Origin of the sequence: Herbaspirillum rhizosphaerae, from assembly GCF_001189965.1 — a bacterium.
Classification (GTDB): Bacteria; Pseudomonadota; Gammaproteobacteria; order Burkholderiales; family Burkholderiaceae_D; genus Herbaspirillum; species Herbaspirillum rhizosphaerae.
Window position 1 is genome coordinate 234,630 of sequence record NZ_LFLU01000003.1, and the last position, 17,859, is coordinate 252,488.

General features: G+C 62.1%; 15 protein-coding genes and 1 riboswitch. Of the genes, 5 read left to right on the plus strand and 10 right to left on the minus strand.

Annotated features, from left to right (window positions below; all coding sequences use genetic code 11):
* Nucleotides 1-73 precede the first annotated feature (73 nt).
* The 6 genes from AKL25_RS06540 to AKL25_RS06565 form a co-directional block, all read right to left on the minus strand.
* Entirely contained in the window at nucleotides 74-1,399 is a 1,326-nt protein-coding gene (locus AKL25_RS06540; RefSeq protein ID WP_050476832.1) for a sulfate adenylyltransferase subunit 1, read from the minus strand.
* Nucleotides 1,399-2,334, minus strand: coding sequence for a sulfate adenylyltransferase subunit CysD (gene cysD / locus AKL25_RS06545; protein ID WP_050476833.1), 936 nt, complete (start codon nucleotides 2,332-2,334; stop codon nucleotides 1,399-1,401). The genes AKL25_RS06540 and cysD overlap by 1 nt, the downstream gene beginning before the upstream one ends.
* A 106-nt stretch (nucleotides 2,335-2,440) precedes the next feature.
* A complete protein-coding gene (locus AKL25_RS06550) occupies nucleotides 2,441-3,175 on the minus strand; it encodes a phosphoadenylyl-sulfate reductase (RefSeq protein WP_050476834.1) in 735 nt (244 codons plus the stop codon).
* A 31-nt stretch (nucleotides 3,176-3,206) separates the two neighbouring features.
* Nucleotides 3,207-3,734 carry a DUF934 domain-containing protein gene (locus tag AKL25_RS06555; protein ID WP_050476835.1) on the minus strand — a complete coding sequence of 176 codons (528 nt, stop codon included), beginning with the start codon at nucleotides 3,732-3,734 and terminating at the stop codon, nucleotides 3,207-3,209.
* Nucleotides 3,727-5,421 carry a nitrite/sulfite reductase gene (locus tag AKL25_RS06560; protein WP_050476836.1) on the minus strand — a complete coding sequence of 565 codons (1,695 nt, stop codon included), beginning with the start codon at nucleotides 5,419-5,421 and terminating at the stop codon, nucleotides 3,727-3,729. The genes AKL25_RS06555 and AKL25_RS06560 overlap by 8 nt, the downstream gene beginning before the upstream one ends.
* A 73-nt stretch (nucleotides 5,422-5,494) precedes the next feature.
* Nucleotides 5,495-6,268, minus strand: coding sequence for a sulfite exporter TauE/SafE family protein (locus AKL25_RS06565; protein ID WP_050476837.1), 774 nt, complete (start codon nucleotides 6,266-6,268; stop codon nucleotides 5,495-5,497).
* Between the two features lie 195 nt (nucleotides 6,269-6,463).
* On the opposite strand from AKL25_RS06565, the gene AKL25_RS06570 reads away from it, so the two are divergent.
* Together AKL25_RS06570 and AKL25_RS06575 are read left to right on the plus strand one after the other, a co-directional pair.
* Nucleotides 6,464-7,405, plus strand: coding sequence for a CysB family HTH-type transcriptional regulator (locus AKL25_RS06570; protein ID WP_050476838.1), 942 nt, complete (start codon nucleotides 6,464-6,466; stop codon nucleotides 7,403-7,405).
* Nucleotides 7,406-7,473: 68 nt separating this feature from the next.
* Entirely contained in the window at nucleotides 7,474-8,787 is a 1,314-nt protein-coding gene (locus AKL25_RS06575; protein WP_050476839.1) for a chloride channel protein, read from the plus strand.
* Between the two features lie 82 nt (nucleotides 8,788-8,869).
* Here the strand turns inward: AKL25_RS06575 and AKL25_RS06580 are convergent, their stop codons facing one another.
* A complete protein-coding gene (locus AKL25_RS06580; RefSeq protein WP_050476840.1) occupies nucleotides 8,870-10,786 on the minus strand; it encodes a chemotaxis protein CheA in 1,917 nt (638 codons plus the stop codon).
* Nucleotides 10,786-11,505 carry a protein phosphatase CheZ gene (locus tag AKL25_RS06585; RefSeq protein ID WP_050476841.1) on the minus strand — a complete coding sequence of 240 codons (720 nt, stop codon included), beginning with the start codon at nucleotides 11,503-11,505 and terminating at the stop codon, nucleotides 10,786-10,788. Before AKL25_RS06585 ends, AKL25_RS06580 begins: the two co-directional genes overlap by 1 nt.
* Nucleotides 11,506-11,944: 439 nt before the next feature.
* A riboswitch (cobalamin riboswitch) is annotated at nucleotides 11,945-12,249 on the plus strand.
* A 61-nt stretch (nucleotides 12,250-12,310) separates the two neighbouring features.
* Here AKL25_RS06585 and AKL25_RS06590 point away from each other — a divergent pair.
* Genes AKL25_RS06590 through AKL25_RS06600 form a run of 3 tightly spaced genes read left to right on the plus strand, consistent with a single transcriptional unit; the run spans nucleotide 12,311 to nucleotide 16,061 of the window.
* On the plus strand, nucleotides 12,311-14,269 hold the full coding sequence (locus AKL25_RS06590) for a TonB-dependent receptor family protein (RefSeq protein ID WP_083444597.1): 1,959 nt from the start codon (nucleotides 12,311-12,313) through the stop codon (nucleotides 14,267-14,269).
* Nucleotides 14,270-14,289: 20 nt separating this feature from the next.
* Nucleotides 14,290-15,273, plus strand: coding sequence for a FecCD family ABC transporter permease (locus AKL25_RS06595; protein WP_205627219.1), 984 nt, complete (start codon nucleotides 14,290-14,292; stop codon nucleotides 15,271-15,273).
* On the plus strand, nucleotides 15,270-16,061 hold the full coding sequence (locus AKL25_RS06600; RefSeq protein ID WP_157050518.1) for an ABC transporter ATP-binding protein: 792 nt from the start codon (nucleotides 15,270-15,272) through the stop codon (nucleotides 16,059-16,061). The genes AKL25_RS06595 and AKL25_RS06600 overlap by 4 nt, the downstream gene beginning before the upstream one ends.
* Nucleotides 16,062-16,070: 9 nt before the next feature.
* Here the strand turns inward: AKL25_RS06600 and AKL25_RS06605 are convergent, their stop codons facing one another.
* Nucleotides 16,071-16,952 (minus strand): cobalamin-binding protein, encoded by an 882-nt coding sequence (locus AKL25_RS06605; RefSeq protein ID WP_050476981.1) that lies wholly within the window; start codon nucleotides 16,950-16,952, stop codon nucleotides 16,071-16,073.
* A gap of 47 nt (nucleotides 16,953-16,999) precedes the next feature.
* The gene (panC, locus tag AKL25_RS06610) at nucleotides 17,000-17,839 is read right to left on the minus strand and encodes a pantoate--beta-alanine ligase (protein WP_050476842.1); all 840 of its coding nucleotides are present in this window, start codon (nucleotides 17,837-17,839) and stop codon (nucleotides 17,000-17,002) included.
* Nucleotides 17,840-17,859: the final 20 nt, after the last annotated feature.

Consider the following 17,859-nt stretch of genomic DNA (forward strand, 5'->3'; position numbering starts at 1 on the left):
ATCGCAGCCCGGCTGATACCGGCTGCTGCGCGTTCCGTCCAAATCGGCGGGTAGAACGCGACAGCAGAGATTATCAGGCATCCAGGCGGATCATGCCAGCGGCAACCGTCTGATGCGTGACTTCATCGATCAGGATGAAGGCGCCGGTGGCGCGGATGGCGTCGTAGCTGTCCGCAGCAATCGGCTGTTGCACGTTGATGGAGACGCGGGCAATGTCGTTCAGCTTGAGCGATTCGGCCGGATGGCGCTGCTGCGTATTGATGTCGAGCAAGGTGTCGACCTTGGACACGCGCGCCGCTACTTGCTTGGTGGTGTGCTTGAGCCAGTATTTGCGGCGCGGATCGAGCGCATCTTCGGACAACCAGCACAGGTCGGCGTTGACGGTCTTGAGCAGCGTTGGCGCTTGCTCAGCGGATGCCAGCATGTCTCCGCGTGAAATGTCCAGATATTCGTCCAGCAGGATCGTCACCGACTGGCCGGCCGTTGCCGACTGCAGCGAACCGTCCAGCGTCAGGATGTCCTTGACCGTGGCGCTCTGGCCGCTCGGTTGCACCAGCAGCTTGTCGCCCTTGCTGACTTTGCCGGCTTCGATGCGGCCCATGTAGCCGCGGAAATCGTTGGCCTCATGGCCGTTGTGGCGCGCCACCAGTTGCACCGGGAAGCGGAACGGCTCTTCGTGCGCGTCTTCGTACACCGACAGCGACTCCAGCAGCTCGATCAGCGTCGGGCCCTTGTACCAGGACAACTTGTCGCCGGCGCTCACGACGTTGTCGCCGGCCAGTGCTGACAGGGGAATCGGACGCACGTCCTTCAAGCCCAGTTGCGCCGCGAATTCCTGATACGCGCCGACGATGCGGTCGTATACGGTCTGGTCATAGTTCACCAGATCCATCTTGTTGACCGCGACTACCACGTGCTGGATTTGCAGCAGGTGAGCGATGGTCGAGTGGCGCTTGGTCTGCGTCAGCAATTCCACGCTGCCGTCGTCACCTAGCTTGACCTTGGAGACGTCGATCAGGATGATCACCGCGTCGGCGGTCGAGGCGCCGGTCACCATGTTGCGAGTGTACTGCTCGTGACCCGGGGTGTCGGCAATGATGAACTTGCGTTTGGGCGTGGCGAAATAACGATAGGCCACATCGATGGTGATGCCTTGTTCGCGCTCGGCTTCCAGGCCGTCAGTGAGCAAGGACAGATCGATGGTGTCGCCCACGGTGCGCTTGTGCTTGGCGCGCGAGATGGACGCGAGCTGATCGGCGAAGATGCCCTTGCTGTCGAACAGCAGGCGGCCGATCAGCGTGCTCTTGCCGTCATCCACCGAACCGGCGGTGATGAAGCGCAGCAGGCCGCGTTCGTGCGAGGTTGTGTTCAGGTCTTTTTCGGCAACAGCGGCATTCATCAGAAATATCCTTCTTTTTTACGTTTTTCCATCGACGCTTCGGAGGTCTGGTCGTCCATGCGCGTCGCGCCGCGTTCGGTGATCTGGGTGACGGCGGTTTCGGCGATGATGGCTTCCACCGATGCGGCATCGGATGCCACCGGGCAGGTGCAGGAGATATCGCCGACAGTGCGGAAGCGCACGATGCGGTTCTCGACGGTTTCGCCTTCCTTGGCCGGGGTCAGGTCGGTCAGCGGCACCAGCAGGCCGTTGCGCGGGATCACCTGGCGCTCATGCGCGAAGTAAATCGGCGGCAGCGCCAGTTTTTCGCGGGCGATGTATTGCCAGACGTCGAGCTCGGTCCAGTTCGAGATCGGGAACACGCGCATGTTTTCGCCCGGATGGACGCGGGTGTTGTAGAGATCCCAGAGTTCCGGGCGTTGCGCCTTCGGATTCCATTGGCCGAACTCGTCGCGGAAGGAAAAGATGCGTTCCTTGGCGCGCGCCTTTTCTTCATCGCGGCGTGCGCCGCCGATACAGGCGTCGAACTTGAATTCTTCAATCGTTTCCAGCAGCGTCACGGCTTGCGCAGCGTTGCGCGAATCGGTCAGCGGATTGCGCAGGCGCACGGTGCCGCGCTTGATCGAATCTTCGACCGAGCGCACGACGAGCCTTTCGCCGAGTTCGGCGGCGCGCTGGTCGCGGAAGGAAATCACTTCCGGGAAATTATGGCCGGTGTCGATGTGCACCAGCGGGAACGGGAATTTGCCGGGGCGGAACGCCTTCTCGGCGATGCGCAGCAGCACCACGGAATCCTTGCCGCCGGAGAACAGCAGGGCAGGGTTGCTGCACTCGGCCGCGACTTCGCGCATGATGTGGATGGCTTCCGACTCCAGCCAGTCAAGATGACGGCTGCTGGCGTTGTCCAGGAAAAGTTGTTCAACTGCTGTGTTCATACGATGACCTTTGGTTCAAGTCGAATGTAAAACGGATATCGGAATATCGTGTACTGCGATGGCGGCAATACCGCGCATCGACATGTGTTGTTTGCTGCGGAAAAAATCAGGCCGGGGCGGTCTGCGACTTGATGCGGATCAGCTTGCCGTCCACCACGTGCAGGCCGCATTCCTTGGAGTCGGGATTTTCCCACCACCAGCGGCCGGCGCGCACATCCTCGCCCGGCTGGATGGCGCGGGTACAGGGTTCGCAGCCGATCGACGGATAACCCTGGTCGTGCAGCGGGTTGTACGGCACCTTGTGGTCGCGCAGGTATTGCCAGACGTCTTCTTCCGACCAGTCTGCCAGCGGATTGAACTTGGCCATGCCGTGCGCCGGATCGTCCTCCTGCACGTCGAGCGCCGCGCGGGTGACCGACTGCGCACGGCGCTGGCCGGTGATCCAGGATTTGTTGCCGGCGAGCGCGCGGTTGAGCGGCTCGATCTTGCGGATGCGGCAGCATTCCTTGCGCATCTCGACGCTGTCGTAGAAGGCGTTGAGACCGTTCTGCGCGACATATTGCTCGACGGCGGCAGGTTCCGGACGATACGGCGTGACGTCGTAGTCGTAGGTTTCCTTGATGGTGTCGAGCATGCCCAGCGTCTCTTTGTGCAGGCGGCCGGTTTCCAGCGTGAAGATGCCGATTTTGTCTTGCAACTTGCCGCGCAGGATCATGTCGGTCAGCACCATGTCCTCCGCCGCCATGCTGGAGGCGAACACGGCCGGGGTGTACTCGGCGGCGATCTTTTCCAGCGTGGCGCGGGTAGCTCCAATGAGCGCTTGCAAAGCTTGTTCGGACATGGCGTTACTCTCTCTTCCCTTGATTTGACAATTAATCGCGGGTGGCAACCGTCTCACGCTTGGCGCGACGGAACAGCGGGTTCTTCTCATCCCACGAGGTCTGGTACTTTTCCGAAAAATCGGTCAGGCCCTTCAAGGCATCGTGGATGTCTTTGTCGGCACGCACGGCGAAGGCGTTGAAGCCGACGCGCTGCATGTAGAACAACTGGTCGCGCAGCACGTCGCCGACGGCGCGCAGCTCGCCGGTGTAGCCGAGGCGGGCGCGCAGGTTGTAGGCGATGGAGTAACCGCGGCCGTCGGCGAACTTGGGGAAGTCCACGGCGATGACCTGGAACGGACCCAAATCGTCTTTCAGCTCTTCCGGACGCTCGTCGCTGGCAAACCAGACGCCGAGTTCCTTGCGACCTTGCAGCGCGGCGCGTTGCGCCTGCCATACCTTCAGCGGCACGATGATCTTGCCTGCGGGGACGGCGACGCCTTCCGGCGTTTCGCCTTCGGTCAGGCGCAGTACGGTCCAGTCATCGCTGATGACGACTTTGTCTTTAATCAGATTAGGCACAGACGTCTTCTCCAGTGACATGATCGGCTTTGATCGGGCTTGCATAGACGAAATCCTTGAACGGCGTGACGCCGACGCGGCGCACGGTGTCGATGAAACGTTCGTCTTCGATGCGTTGTTTGACATAGACCTGCAGCAGGCGGTCGATCACGGTCGGCATCTGATGCGCCGAGAACGACGGGCCGATGATCTTGCCGATGCTCGAGGTGTTGCCTTGCGCGCCGCCCAGCGAGACCTGGTACCACTCGGCGCCGTCCTTGTCGACGCCCAGGATGCCGATGTTGCCGACATGGTGGTGGCCGCAGGCGTTGATGCAACCCGAGATGTTCAGCTCGATGTCGCCGATGTCGTGCTGGAAGTCGATGTTGTCGAAACGTTCTGCAATGGCTTGCGCAATCGGGATCGACTTGGCGTTGGCCAGCGAGCAGAAATCGCCGCCGGGGCAGCAGATGATGTCGGTCAGCAGGCCGATGTTCGGTGTCGCCAGGCCGTGCGCCTTGGCTTCTTTCCACAGCGCGTAGAGTGCGCTTTGCTTGACGTCGGCCAGCACCAGATTCTGCTCATGCGTGACGCGCAGTTCGGAGAAGCTGTAGCGGTCTGCCAGGTCGGCGACGAAGTCCAGCTGGTCGGCGGTGATGTCGCCCGGCGGCACGCCGGTTTTCTTCAGCGACAAAATCGCGGCTGCATAACCGGGGACCTTGTGTTCCTTGACGTTGCGCTTGATCCAGTTGGCGAAGCCCTTGTCTTCGGCCTTCAGGCGCTCGTATTCAGCGTCCGCGGCCGGCAGGGTTTCATAGGCCGGCTCGGTGAAGTAGTTCGCCACGCGTTGCAGTTCTTCTTCGGTCAGCGTCGACGGGCCGTCCTTGATGTGCAGCCATTCTTCTTCGACCTGGCGCGCGAATTCTTCAGGGCCGATGGCCTTGACCAGAATCTTGATGCGGGCCTTGTAGATGTTGTCGCGGCGACCGTACTGGTTGTACACGCGCAAAATCGCTTCCAGATAGGACATCGCGTGCTTCCACGGCAGGAAGTCGCGGATCTGGCTGCCGAGGATAGGCGTACGGCCCATGCCGCCGCCGACCAGCACGCGGAAACCGACTTCGCCGGCTTCGTTCTTGATCACATGCAGGCCGATGTCGTGCACGGCAGTCGCCGCACGGTCTTGCTCGGAACCGCTGATGGCGATCTTGAATTTGCGCGGCAGGTAAGCGAACTCGGGGTGGAAGGTGCTCCACTCGCGGATCAGTTCGGCGTACGGACGCGGATCGACGATCTCGTCGGCGGCGACGCCGGCCAGTTCGTCCGAAGTGGTGTTGCGGATGCAGTTGCCGGAAGTCTGGATGGCGTGCATTTCGACCGTGGCGAGTTCGGCCAGGATGTCCGGCGACTCTTCCAGCTTGATCCAGTTGAACTGGATGTTCTGGCGTGTCGTGAAGTGACCGTAGCCGCGGTCGTACTTGCGCGCGATGTGGGCGAACATGCGGACCTGGCGCGACGCCAGCAGACCGTAGGGCACCGCGATGCGCAGCATGTAGGCGTGGCGTTGCAGGTACAGGCCGTTTTGCAGGCGCAGGATGCGGAATTCGTCTTCGATCAGTTCATCGGAGAGGCGGCGGCGCACTTGATCTCGATACTGTGCAACGCGCTCTTTGACGATCAGGTGATCGTATTGGTCATAGCGGTACATCTTGTGGTCCCTGTTAACGTCTTGTCGGAATCTTGCAGTCGAGATTCCGTGTGATTAAAAAACCTAAATCAGCCTACCAAACCAACTTCAAGGCAACGCTCGTCAGCGTAACTGCCAGCAGGCCACGCAAAAACTTCTCCGGTACCGCACGCGCAGCGAGCGAACCGATGGTGATGCCCGGCACCGAACCCAGCAACAAGGCGCCCAGCAGGCTCCAGTCGATCGAGCCCAGCCACCAGTGGCCGAATGCGGCGATGGCCGTCAGCGGTACCGCATACGCGATATCGGTGCCGGCGATCTCGGCGGGCGACAAGCGCGGATACAGCAGCACCAGCAGCGTGGCGCCGACGGCGCCGGCGCCGATCGACGAGATCGTTACCAGGATGCCGAGCACGGCGCCGGCCGCGATGGTTGCATTGGTCAGTTGCCGGCCTTGCAAGTGGCGCTCCGGATGGGCATTCAGCCATGCCTGAAGTTTACTCTTAAACAGCAGGGCGATCACGGTCAGGAAAACCGATACCGCGATGGAATAGCGAATGACGAGGCTGATGCTGTCGCTGACGGCGCCGAAATACTTCAGCAACAAGGTGGCGACCACGGCCGCCGGCAGCGCGCCGTAGGACAGGCGGCGCACGATGTCCCAGCGCACGGTGCCCTTGAAACGATGCGCAAACGTCCCGGCCGTCTTCGTTGCCGAAGCGAAAGCCAGGTCCGTGCCGACCGCCACGCTGGGGTGGATGCCGAACAGCAGCGTCAGTAAGGGAGTCATCAGCGAACCGCCGCCGACTCCGGTCAATCCGACCAGCAATCCGACAGCAAAACCGCTGACTACATAAGAAACAGTCATAACACCTCGTCTATAACAGGTCGAATCGTAATAAACTTAGGCCCTAAACCAAACTACTTACTATTTATTTGCTTATATGCACATTCGGCATATGCAAATACGGTCGCCGAGAATCGGCTCAAAGCCTTGTTGCGAGGCCGTGAGACCTCGCGCTACAGACATTGAACTGGTTTTGAATACATTGAAGGACGGGTCATGAATCTGCATCAATTCCGCTTCGTCAGGGAGGCGGTAAGGCAAAACTACAATCTCACCGAAGCCGCCAAGGCGCTGTACACCTCGCAGCCGGGCGTCTCCAAGGCCATCATCGAACTGGAAGAAGAACTCGGCGTCGATATCTTTACGCGTCACGGCAAGCGCATCCGCGGCCTGACCGAGCCGGGGCGCGCGGTGTTGCGCTCGGTGGAGCTGATCATGCAGGAAGTCGACGGCTTGAAGCGCATCGGCAAGGAATTCGCCGCCCACGACAGCGGCAGCTTCACCATCGCCACCACCCACACCCAGGCGCGCTATTCGCTGCCGAAGGTGGTGCAGGCCTTCACGCAGAAGTATCCCAAGGTCAGGTTGTCGTTGCTGCAAGGCAATCCCAAGCAGATTACCGAGATGGTGCGCAACGACCAGGCCGACATCGCCATCGCCACCGAGGCGCTGGCCTCGGGCGAAGGACTTGTCTCTTTGCCATGTTATCAATGGGAACATGTGGTCGTGGTGCCGCCCGAGCATCCCTTGCTCAAGTCCAAGAACCTGTCGCTGGAAGAAATCGCCAGCTACCCGCTGATCACCTACGACGCCGCCTTCAGCGGCCGCAGCAAGATCGACCACGCGTTCACCCTGCGCGACCTGAAACCGGACATCGTGCTCGAAGCCATCGACGCCGACGTCATCAAGACCTATGTCGAGCTCGGCATGGGCGTGGGCATCATCGCCGGCATGGCGTTCGACGGCGAGCGCGACCGCGGATTGCGCTCGATCCCCGCCGGCCATCTGTTCGGCACCAATGTCTCGCGCGTGGCGATCAAGCAGGGCGCTTACCTGCGCAGCTATGTCTACACTTTCATCGAATTGCTCGCCCCGACCCTCAATCGCAAGTTGATTGCGCAGGTCATGGAAGGCGAGAAGGACATGTACGAACTTTGACGAATTTTGATTGAGTTTGCTTGCAGTCTGTTTGCTGTAGCGCAGGCCGATGATCCGGAACTGATGCAATGATGCGAATGCTTGCCGGCCTGCATGGCCACACCTTGCGCCGTGTGCGCCGACTCTGGCTGCAATACGGGATACTCTGGACCGGAGCGGTGCTGGTCGGTCTGGTGGCGGTGATGTACGCCTGGCTGATTGATTTCGGCTTTGAGATGTTCCGCATGATGCAGCGCGGCCACGAATGGTTGCCGCTGATCCTGACGCCGGCCATGAGCGCCTTGTGCGTGTGGCTGACGCGGCGCTTCTTCCAGGGGGCGGAAGGCAGCGGCATTCCGCAGGTCATCGCCTCGCTCGGCGAAGAGGGCGAGCTGCATGCCAAGCGCGCCCCCAAACTGCTGTCCCTGAAAATCCTCGCCGGCAAGATCGGCGTGTCCTTCCTCGGCATCCTCGGCGGCTTCACCATCGGCCGCGAAGGACCGACAGTGCAGGTGGGCGCCGCCCTGATGTTCCAGATGCGGCGCTTTTACCCGCGGCCCAGCGCCTTGCTGGAAAAACGCCTGATCCTGGCCGGCGCGGCCGCGGGTCTGTCGGCCGCCTTCAATACACCGTTGGCCGGCATCGTGTTCGCGATTGAAGAGCTGTCGCGCAACTTCGAGCAGCGCGCCAGCGGCATCGTCATCACCACCATCATCTTTGCCGGCGTCGTCGCGCTCGGCCTGAACGGCAACTACACCTATTTCGGCACCATCAACGCAGGCAACGACAGTGCACGCGAGCTGATCGTCGCCGTGGTCGTCAGCGGCGTGCTGATGGGCGTGGCGGGTGGCATCTTTTGCTGGCTGCTGCTCAATACGCACAAATGGATTCCCGCGCCCTTGCGCACCTTGCGCGCCGAACGGCCGGTCATGTTTGGCGCATTGTGCGGGCTGGTCGTGGCGATTGTCGGCATCTGCGCCGGCGGCATGACCTTCGGCAGCGGCTATGCCGAGGCCAAGGGCCTGTTGAGCAATCAGACGCAATTGTCGGCGTGGTATCCGCTGGCCAAGATGGCGTCGATGGTGGGGTCGTACCTGCCGGGGATTCCGGGCGGCATCTTCGCGCCGTCGCTGTCGATCGGCGCCGGTTTCGGCAACCTGCTGCACATGGTGTTCGACCACACCTCGCTGTCGATGCTGATTGCGCTGGCGATGGTGGGCTATCTGGCGGCGGTGACGCAGTCGCCGATCACCGCCTTCGTGATCGTGATGGAGATGATCAACGGCCACGCGCTGGTGATTTCACTGATGGCCACAGCTTTGCTGGCCAGCCGGGTGTCGCGCTTCTTTGCGCCGCCGCTGTATGAGGCGCTGTCGGCGCGGTACGCGCCGCCGCATCACTGAAGATTGCCCTGGCCTGAGGCCATAAAAAAAGCTGAGACCGCGAACGGCCTCAGCTTTTTTATTTTGCTTCCGAGCTTTCTGTTCAGACTTGTGCGACAGCCTTGGCAGAGGAGCGGCAGCCTTCCAGCAGGAAGGACAAGCCCACCACCAGCACCAGTTCGCCCTCGGCGGAGCGCGCGGTACCAGTAATGCCGTTGGTCTGGATTGCGGTCAGCGGTTTGATGACCAGATCGGCGGTGCCTTCCACGGCTTCGACGCCGAGGATGTAAGGATGCGGCACAGCCATGACGATACCAACGCGTTCGCTGCCCGGCTCATAGCCGAGCACGCCGGCCAGCGAATGCACCGGCAGCGGACGGCCCTGGTCGCGCAACACCGGCGCGCCGCCGACTTCGTCGAAGTCGGCCGGCAATTCCACCACGCGTTCCACAACAGCCATCGGCAAGGCCAGCGCCGCACCGGCGGTGCGCACCAGCATGGTCGGGATGATCGACAATTCGATCGGCAGGCGGATCGAGAAGCGGGTGCCGACGCCCAGCGTGGAATCGATGCGGATCGTGCCGCGGTGTTTTTCCACCGCAGTCTTCACCACGTCCATGCCGACGCCGCGGCCGGACACGCTCGAGGCCACTTCCTTGGTCGAGAAGCCCGGCAGGAACACCAGTTGCAGTGCTTCGTCGTGGCTTTGCGCTTCGTGTTCGCCGATCAGACCCTTGCCGATCGCCTTCTTGCGCAGGAAATCGGGATCCATGCCCTTGCCGTCGTCGAAGATTTCAATCATGACGCTGCTGGCTTCCTGCCATGCCTTGAGCGAGATGGTTGCCTTGTTCGGCTTGCCGGCGGCGGCGCGGTCGGTTTCGATACCGTGATCGAGCGAATTGCGCAGCATGTGGACCAGCGGATCGTAGAGGCTGTCCACGACGACGCGGTCGACTTCGGTTTCCGCGCCGGAGATCGCCAGATCGACGTCTTTGCCCAGATCCTTGGCCAGTTCGCGCACCAGTCGCGGGAACTTCTGGAACAGGCGGCCGACCGGCTGCATGCGCGTCGACAGCGTGGCGCGTTGCAGTTCGCTGGAGTAGCGCGATGCACGGCCGAGCGTTTCGGCCAGCGTCGACATCAGCGAAGCGGCGGTGCCTTCGAACTTGAACTGTTGCAGCTTTTCCAGCAGCACGGCAGCCTGGTTGGCGGCCTGCACCGATTCGCCGGCAACTTCCAGCAGCGCGTCGAGCTTGCCGGCATCGATACGGATGCTTTCTTCCTTGGCGTTGCCGGGTTGGTTGTCGGTGGCACGACGGGCCGGAGGCGCTGCGGCAGCAGCCGGCTTCGGCGTGGCCGAGGGCAGCGATTTGGGATGGCTGGAGACCGCTGCGCTTTCTTCAGGCGCAGCGTCAGCGGACGCATCGGCAACAGCCGCCGCAGTCGCAGCCGCGCTGGCAGGTGCATCGCCTGCGCCGCCGGAAACCGCCTGATACAAGGCATTCCAGTCGAGCGAACCGTCTGCTCCGAGCACGCTGGCGCCGCCGTTGGCGGAAGGCGTCGACACCGCAGCAGGAGCTGCAGGCGCAGCAGCAACCGGAGCGGCCGCAGGCGCTGCCGCGACCGGCGCATCCTTGCCTTCGATGGCTTGCGTCAGAATGTCTTCCAGATCTTGCGGCATGGAAGCCAGGCTGGCAGGGTCGGCGCCGTTGGACAGCTCATTGAGCTGATCGGCGACAAAACCGCTGGCCTGCAACGCCGCTTCGATCGCCAGCGGCGTGACCGGCGCTTTGCCGTTACGCAGGGCGTCGAACAGGTTTTCCGTCAGGTGACAGGCCGATACCATGGCCGGCAGATTGACGAAGCCAGCACCACCCTTGATGGTATGGAAGGCGCGGAAAACCGCGTTGAGAATTTCCAGGTCGTCAGGATGACGTTCAAGAGTCAACAGATGCTCTTCAACGTTAGTCGCGAGGTCTAAGGCCTCAACGACAAAATCCTTGAGCATTTCGTCATCCATTAGAACCCCAGGTTAGCGAGTAAGTCATCCACATCATTCTGCACCATGGCCGAGCCTGGCGAGGAAGGGCCGTTCAGCAGCTCCACCGGTTTTTCAATCGCCGCCTTGACTTCCGGCGGCGCATTGTCGCGCAGCAGTTGCGCCAGCTCTCGTTCAGCAATGGCGGTGATGCCGACAATCTTTTTGATCAGTTGGCCGGTGATGTCCTGGAAGTCCTGCGCCATCATGATTTCCAGCATGCGGGCCTTTTCGACCTCGGTCGCTTCGATGACGGCGGCGGAGAATTTCTTGGAATCGTTGGCCAGGTTCTTGAATTCGTCGATGGTCATCTGACCTGCGAACAGGCGTGCCCAGCGATCGTCGATGTCCTTGGCCTTGCTGGCTAGCGCGTCCTGGGCTGGCATGCCGGCATCGATCGAATTGAGCACCTTGTTGGCGGCTTGTTCGGTCAGTGTGGCGACGTGTTCCAGACGGCCTTGTGCGTCGCCGATCTGCGATGCGACGTCCGATAGCGAGCGGTCATAGCCGAGTTCGCGCATGGAGTCGTGCAGCAGGCGGACGATGCCGCCCAGACGTTCGTACATGGGTTTGTCGGACTGATCTTCCACCGATGCAGCCGGGCTCGCGGACGAGGCGGGCGCCGCTGCTGCAGTCGCCGCAGGCAGCGATTGCGCCGAAATCTCGTCGAATAGTGCCTCTAAATCAACATCGTCACTCATGATCTTCTTTTCTCCATACAAATTTGATGCGTTATTTGCTTCTGCCGCAGATGCAGACAATCTTTCACAACTGAATTACATGGGGTTTCGACGAGATGGTCCGGTGATAGAAGCTCCTGTTCTGACAGATGGCTCAGGCAATGCATGTCGTCAATGGATATCGGCCGGGAACGCCAGACCTGTAGGACACGCGTCCGCCCAGTCTGCTTGCCGCACCGATGTTTACTGTTGCTGATTTCCCCGAGTGACGCCTCGGTCGAGGCGGACTCCCGCTATTTGTTGAACGGATTATAAGGCCCTGTCAAGCTGCTCCATCGGCGAAAAAGCGATGAAAATTCCCCATTTCAATGGCGTTATGACAGGGATGTTGGTTTGCAGACAATCTTACTGCAAGCGCCCTTTGTTTGTCACAACAGTTTGCCGGGAGTGGCGTTGCCGCATACAATTGCGCCGTTTTGGTGCTCGCCGGCGCATGCGCGCCCACAGTTGCGCGAGTTAAACGGGAAGTACGGCGCGGAGATGTCATCGTTGCATTGTCTCTCCGCCAACGTACGCTGCCCCCGCAACGGTAAGCAAGCGCTGTCGCCTCCGACAGCAGACTGCCATGGTTCGCCACTGTGCTTGTCCCGGCCGGAAGCAAAGCCCGGACGCATGGGAAGGCATGGCAGTCGGCGCGGCTGTTGTTTTTTCGGCCATTTTTTGCCTGCTTGCAGCCCGGATACCGGCCAGACGAGGGAAGGTCATACCTTCAAATTTAATCCGGCTTGCGGGGAGGCAGGCCGGAGGTGCTTATCAGAAACAGATCATGAAACATTCCGCTTTATCCTGGCGTGCCGTCGCCGGTCACGCCGTCGCGGCGTCTGCCGCCTTGCCGCTATGTTCAATCCAGGCTGCCGCAGCGCAAACCGCAGCAAACGCTGCAGCAGATGCCAATCTCACGCCGGTCGTGGTGACGGCGTCGCGCTTTCCCAACGACCCCGCATTCAGCCCGGTGGGGGCCACCGTCATCAGCGCCGATGAGATCCGCAACGCCGGCATCGACAACGTCAACGAAGCAATCCGCAAGCTCGGCGGCGTGTATGGCCGCCAGAGTCTGGCAGGGCCGGGAGACTACGCGCTCGACATGCGCGGCTTCGGCAGCAACGGCGATCAGAACATGGTGATCCTGATCGATGGCGTGCGCCTGTCGGAAAACGAATTGTCGACCGCCTTGCTGTCGTCGGTGCCCATCGACAGCGTCGAACGCATCGAGATCGTGCGCGGCGGTAGCAGCGTGCTGTACGGCGGCGGCGCTACCGGCGGCACGATACAGATCATCACCAAACGGCCGGCGGCCGACGCCGTGCACGGCGCCATCGTCGGCGAAGCCGGCAGCTACGGCCTGCGCAGCGGCCGCGCCAGCGTCTCCAAAGGATGGGACGGCTTTGCGCTCAACGCCGCCTACAGCAAACAGCACGCCGACAACTATCGCGACAACAACTACAGCAACCAGGAAAATTTCAGCGGCGCAGCCCAGTGGTTTTCCAATCAAGGCCGCTTCGGACTGCGCGTCGATCTGGCGCGCGCCAACTACGGTCTGGCCGGTTCGCTGTCGATGGCGCAATTCCTCGCCAATCCGCGCCAGGCGAGCAGTCCGAAGGACTACGGCGCTTACGACAGCGATCGCATCACTGCTTTCTTCGAACGCAAACTGGGCGCCTTCGATGTCGCTGCGGAGCTTTCCCATCGGGAGAAAATTTCCCGTTCCAGCTATAGCGGCGCCGCCGTCACCGAAGTGCGCAGCCGCACCACGCAATTCTCGCCGCGCCTGCGCCATGTCGCCGAAGGCCGCATGCTGAAGAATGAGCTGGTCGCCGGGATCGATTATTCCGAATGGCAGATCGGCAATGTCAACGGCAGCAGCGACGCCTCGCAGACGGCGCGCGCCGCCTATGTGCGCGACGAATTGCAGATCGCCGGGGACACGCGCATCGCGCTCGGCGTGCGGCGTGAAGTATTCGACAAGAAGAGTGTCGCCGGCGGCTACGACAAGGGGCAGGGCGTCAACGCCTGGGATGCGCAGGCAAGCCATGCGATCGTGCCTTCCGTGCGCATGTTCGGTAAGGCCGGGCAAAGCTATCGTCTGCCGACTGCCGACGAGAACGGTTTCACTGCATTGGCGACAGGGCAGATCCTCAAGCCGCAGACTTCGCACGACCTGGAGTTCGGCGCGACGCTGGGCGGCGCAGACAACAACGCCACGCTCAAGTGGTTCCGCCATCGTCTCAAGGATGAGCTGTTTTTCGATCCGACTGTCGGCGCGTTCGGCGCCAACGTCAACCTCGATCCGACCAAGCGCCAGGGCGTCGAGCTGGAAGCCGCTGCGCGCCTGAATCAGGACTTCAGCCTGAAAGCCAATTTCCAGCATGTCGTCGCCACCTTCACCGGCGGCCCCAATGCCGGCAAGGAAATGGTGCTGGTGCCGAAGAACACGGCATCCGCCCGCCTGAACTGGAATTACGGCAAGCAGACCGCCAACGCCGGCGTGCTGTGGGCGGCTGCACAGCGCTACGGCAGCGACTTCAGCAACACCTGCAATGCGCGCATGCCGTCGTACACCATCTTCGACGCGCGTTACGCCGTGCGGGTGAGCGCATGGGAGTTCGCGCTCACGGGCAGCAACCTGACCGGCAAGGATTATTTCTCGCAGGCTTTCGGTTGCGCCGGCGGTATCTATCCGGATAGCGGGCGTGCAGTAAAATTCACCGCACGTTACGACTTCTGACGTTATCTTCCAAGGACTTCATGCGCCGAGCAATCCTGCTGCTTTCCTGCCTGACGCTGCTCGCCGGGCTGGCGCTCGTGCTCTCAAGCCTGTGCGGCAGCACCGGTTGCCTGCGCCTGAACGGCGATCCGGACCACATCGCGATGCTGCTGCAATTGCGCGTTCCGCGCGCGCTGACGGCGTTCACCGTCGGCGCCTTGCTGGCGATGGCGGGCGCGCTGATGCAAGTCCTGTTGCGCAATCCGCTGGCGGAACCCTATGTGCTTGGCGTCTCCGGCGGCTCGGCGGCAGGCGCTTTGCTGGCGATGCTGCTGGCCGCTTCCATCAGCCTGCCGCGCCAGAATATTGCCGCTGTCGGCGCGGCGCTCGGCGCAGGCCTGGCCGTCGTGCTGCTGTTCGGCCTGGTCGGAAAATCGCTGCGCCGTCTTCCCGTGTCGCCGATGGCCGCCGGTCATCGTTTGCTGCTGACCGGCGTGATGCTGGCCGCCGGTTTCGGTGCGGTGATCACGCTGGTGCTGACACTGGCGGCCGATGCGCAATTGCGCGGCATGGTGTTCTGGCTCATGGGCGATCTGGAAGACAGCCGTTTCTTGCCGGTGGCGGCCATCGTCGCGCTGGCGGTGTTGCTGTGGTCGATGTGGAATGCGCCGCGCCTAAACCTGCTGGCGCGCGGCGAGAGTTTTGCCCAGTTGCTGGGTGTGCCGGTGGTGCGGTTGCGCGTGGCGACCTTGTGCGCAGCTTCGCTGGCGACTGCGGCGGCCGTGACGATGGCCGGGACGATCGGTTTCGTCGGCCTGGTAGTGCCGCACGGTTTGCGTCTGCTGATCGGCAACGATCAGCGCGTGTTGCTGCCGGCCGCGGCACTGGCCGGCGGCGGCGGTCTGGCGCTGGCCGATCTGGCGGCGCGCACCATCGTTGCACCGACGCAGTTGCCGGTCGGCGTCATTACCGCACTGATCGGCGTGCCGCTGTTTCTCTGGCTGCTGGGAAGGAGCCGCGCATGATGACGACGACTGCCGGGGTCTTGCTCAGCACCGAAAAACTGACGTTGCAGGCCGGTGGCGCAACGCTGCTGGCGCAGCTCGACTGGCAAGTCCACGCCGGCCAGTTCTGGTGCGTGCTGGGAAAAAACGGCATCGGCAAAAGCACCTTGCTGCACGCCGTTGCAGGCTTGCTGCCGCCAGCAAGCGGTCGCGTGCTTTCACCGGATGGCGATATTGCGCAAGCGACGCCGCAGCAACTGGCGCGCTGGCGCGGCTTGCAGGCGCAGCAGCAAATCGATGCGTTTTCCTGCAGCGTGCTGGACTGCGTCATGGCGGGTTTGCATCCTTATCGCGCGGGCTGGGGATGGCCTTCGGCTGAGGATCGCGCAGCGGCGTTGCAGGCGCTTTCACGGTTGGGGATGGCGGCATATGCCGATGCAGACGTGATGCGCTTGTCGGGCGGCGAGCGTCAGCGTGTCGAGATGGCGACCTTGCTGCTGCAGGCGCCGCAACTGTATCTGCTGGACGAACCCGCTTCGCACCAGGACGTCGCCGCGCAGCAGTTGGTGATGCGCATCATGCGCGAGCTGGCCGATGAGCGCCACGCGGTCGTCGCCAGCATGCACGACATCAATCTGGCGGCGCGGTTTGCCACGCACGTTTTGTTGATTGCGGACGAGAACGTCTGGCAGGGCGCTGCGGCAGAGATGCTGAGTCCCGAACTATTGAAAATCGCCTACGGCTGCGACTTCGACGTCGTGGAATCTGCCGCCGGCAGATGGCTGATGCCCGCTTCGCCGATGGCGTAAAACGGATCGCTATTTGATCTTGCGGCGGCTGCGCACGGTGTCGAGGATTTTGCAGACTTCTTCCGTGGCATCAAGGATGCGCGGGCCGGGACGGTTGAGCCAGTCGGCGTTGACGGTGAAAAGCGTATCGGCCGCCACCGCCTTCAGTTTGCCGAAACGCCGCCAGTTGTCCAGCGGATGGTCTTTGACGTCGTCGGGGGCGAGGATGGCGTCCGGATCGGCGGCGATGACTGCCTCGATGCTGACGGTGGGCGCAAGCTGCGGCAATCCGGCGAAGATATTGTTGCCGCCGCAGGTGCGCAACACATCCGACACCATATGCTTGCCGTTGAGCGTCATCAGCGGCTGTCCCCAGATCTGATAGAACACGCTGACCGGTTTGCGATCGCGATAGGTCTGGCTCAGGGCTTGCCAGCGCAGGCGGAAATCGGCAGCTGCCTGGTTGCCCTCGCGTTCCGTGCCGCTCAGCGCCGCCAGCCGTTCCAGCGAGCTTGCAATCGTTGCGTAGTCGGCCGGCTGGCTTTCGAATACCGGTATGCCGAAGGCGCGCAGCTTCTGCAATTGCGTTGCCGCATTGCCGCTGTGCCAGGCGACGATCAGGTCGGGTTTGAGGGTGAGGATTTTTTCGACGTCGACTGCACCGATGCGGCCGATGGACGCAACTTGTTGGGCAGCCGGAGGATAGTTGCTGTAGTTGCTGACGCCGATGACGTAAGCGCCGGCGCCGGCTGCGTAAAGAAGTTCGGTCGTGTGCGGCGACAGGCTGATGATGCGGCGAGCGGGGCGCTCAAGACGGACCTCGTTGCCGAGATCGTCCTTGACGCCGATGCCTGCTGCGGCGCTTGCGGTGGCGGCGCAGAGCGCCGTAACTATCCACGTCGCCCGCCACATCGCCCGCCATGTCGACGGCCGCGTCGGCAACAGCGGGCCACGCCGCATCAGATTTCCAGGTTGTCGATCAGGCGGGTCTTGCCGAGTTTGGCGGCGGCAACGACCACCAGCTGTGCGCCTTGTTCGAGCTCGGCGGCTGACGGCGCCTGCAAGTCCATGCGCTTGCGGATCGAGATGTAGTCGGGTTGCCAGCCGCGCTGCGCCAGTGCATCCATGGCCTTGCGTTCAAGCTGCGCAACATCCGGACGGCCGCCGCGCATTTCGTCGGCGACCTGATTGAGTACCTTGTACAGTTCCGGCGCTTCGGCGCGTTCGTCGGCCGACAGATAACCGTTGCGCGAGGACAGCGCCAGGCCGTCGTCGGCGCGCCAGGTTTCGGCGGCGATGATTTCGGTCGGCAGGGCAAACTGGCGCGCCATGTTGCGCACGATCATCAGTTGCTGGTAGTCCTTCTTGCCGAACACGGCAACCCGCGGCTGCACACAGGAAAACAGCTTGAGCACGACGGTGGTGACGCCGGTGAAGAAGCCGGGGCGGAACTCGCCTTCCAGGATGTTGCCGAGGTCGTCCGGCGGTTGCACGCGGTACTCTTGCGGTTCCGGATAGAGATCTTTCTCGGTCGGCGCGAACAGGACGTAGACGCCTTCTTTTTCCAGCTTCTCGATATCCGCCTGGAAGGTGCGCGGATATTTGTCGAAATCCTCGTTCGGTCCGAACTGCAGGCGATTCACGAAAATCGATGCCACCACCGGATCGCCGTGCGTGCGCGCCAGGCGCATCAGCGACAAATGGCCTTCATGCAGATTGCCCATGGTCGGGACGAAGGCGGTGCGCAGCTGGCCGCGCAGTTGATCGCGCAATTCTTCGATGGACGAGATGATTTTCATGTTGTGTTTCTTTGAGTGGG

What these genes read in the sequence shown, in the direction of transcription:
- AKL25_RS06595 (WP_205627219.1), top strand. Translation starts at nt 14,290, where the DNA reads ATGCGCCGAGCAATCCTGCTGCTTTCCTGCCTGACGCTGCTCGCCGGG.
- panC (WP_050476842.1), bottom strand. Translation starts at nt 17,839, where the DNA reads ATGAAAATCATCTCGTCCATCGAAGAATTGCGCGATCAACTGCGCGGC.
- AKL25_RS06565 (WP_050476837.1), bottom strand. Translation starts at nt 6,268, where the DNA reads ATGACTGTTTCTTATGTAGTCAGCGGTTTTGCTGTCGGATTGCTGGTC.
- AKL25_RS06590 (WP_083444597.1), top strand. Translation starts at nt 12,311, where the DNA reads ATGAAACATTCCGCTTTATCCTGGCGTGCCGTCGCCGGTCACGCCGTC.
- cysD (WP_050476833.1), bottom strand. Translation starts at nt 2,334, where the DNA reads ATGAACACAGCAGTTGAACAACTTTTCCTGGACAACGCCAGCAGCCGT.
- AKL25_RS06560 (WP_050476836.1), bottom strand. Translation starts at nt 5,421, where the DNA reads ATGTACCGCTATGACCAATACGATCACCTGATCGTCAAAGAGCGCGTT.
- AKL25_RS06585 (WP_050476841.1), bottom strand. Translation starts at nt 11,505, where the DNA reads ATGAGTGACGATGTTGATTTAGAGGCACTATTCGACGAGATTTCGGCG.
- AKL25_RS06570 (WP_050476838.1), top strand. Translation starts at nt 6,464, where the DNA reads ATGAATCTGCATCAATTCCGCTTCGTCAGGGAGGCGGTAAGGCAAAAC.
- AKL25_RS06540 (WP_050476832.1), bottom strand. Translation starts at nt 1,399, where the DNA reads ATGAATGCCGCTGTTGCCGAAAAAGACCTGAACACAACCTCGCACGAA.
- AKL25_RS06600 (WP_157050518.1), top strand. Translation starts at nt 15,270, where the DNA reads ATGATGACGACGACTGCCGGGGTCTTGCTCAGCACCGAAAAACTGACG.
- AKL25_RS06580 (WP_050476840.1), bottom strand. Translation starts at nt 10,786, where the DNA reads ATGGATGACGAAATGCTCAAGGATTTTGTCGTTGAGGCCTTAGACCTC.
- AKL25_RS06550 (WP_050476834.1), bottom strand. Translation starts at nt 3,175, where the DNA reads ATGTCCGAACAAGCTTTGCAAGCGCTCATTGGAGCTACCCGCGCCACG.
- AKL25_RS06575 (WP_050476839.1), top strand. Translation starts at nt 7,474, where the DNA reads ATGATGCGAATGCTTGCCGGCCTGCATGGCCACACCTTGCGCCGTGTG.
- AKL25_RS06605 (WP_050476981.1), bottom strand. Translation starts at nt 16,952, where the DNA reads ATGTGGCGGGCGACGTGGATAGTTACGGCGCTCTGCGCCGCCACCGCA.